Below are 496 nucleotides of genomic sequence, written 5' to 3'. Positions count from 1 at the left end.
GACGGATCGAGCCGCCGGTATCGGTGCCGGTTGCAGCAGGCGCGAGGCGCGCGGCCACAGCCGCCGCGGAGCCGCCTGACGAGCCGCCCGGCACTGCCTGACGATCCCACGGGTTCTGAACGGGGCCAAAATACGAATTTTCGTTCGACGAGCCCATCGCGAACTCGTCCATGTTCGTCTTGCCGACGCACACCATGCCCGCGCTCTGCAGACGCTCGACCACGGTGGCGTCGAACGGGCTTTCGTAGTTCGACAGCATTTTCGAGCCGGCCGTGGAGCGCCAGCCTTTGGTGACGAACACATCCTTGTGCGCGATCGGCACGCCGGTCAGCGGGCCGCCGTGGCCCGAGTGAAGCAGCGCGTCCGCGGCCTTTGCCTGGGCGAGCGTGAGATCCGGGTCGACCTGGATGAACGCATTGAGGCCGCGCGCCGCGTCGATGCGTTTTAGATAGAGCTGAGCCAGCTCGACTGCGGAGCATTCCTTGGCGGCCAACGC

At 66.7% G+C, this 496-nt stretch carries 1 protein-coding gene; it reads right to left on the bottom strand.

Annotated elements, in window-relative coordinates; genetic code table 11:
* Window positions 1-496: amidase (locus SB822_RS54895; RefSeq protein WP_410858823.1), on the bottom strand; the 496-nt coding region annotated here is incomplete at both ends.

This window comes from Paraburkholderia sp. SIMBA_054, assembly GCF_046534875.1.
GTDB classification, from domain to species: Bacteria; Pseudomonadota; Gammaproteobacteria; order Burkholderiales; family Burkholderiaceae; genus Paraburkholderia; species Paraburkholderia hospita.
Note: the sequence above shows the minus strand (reverse complement) of the source record. Positions and strands in the feature narration are given on the sequence as shown.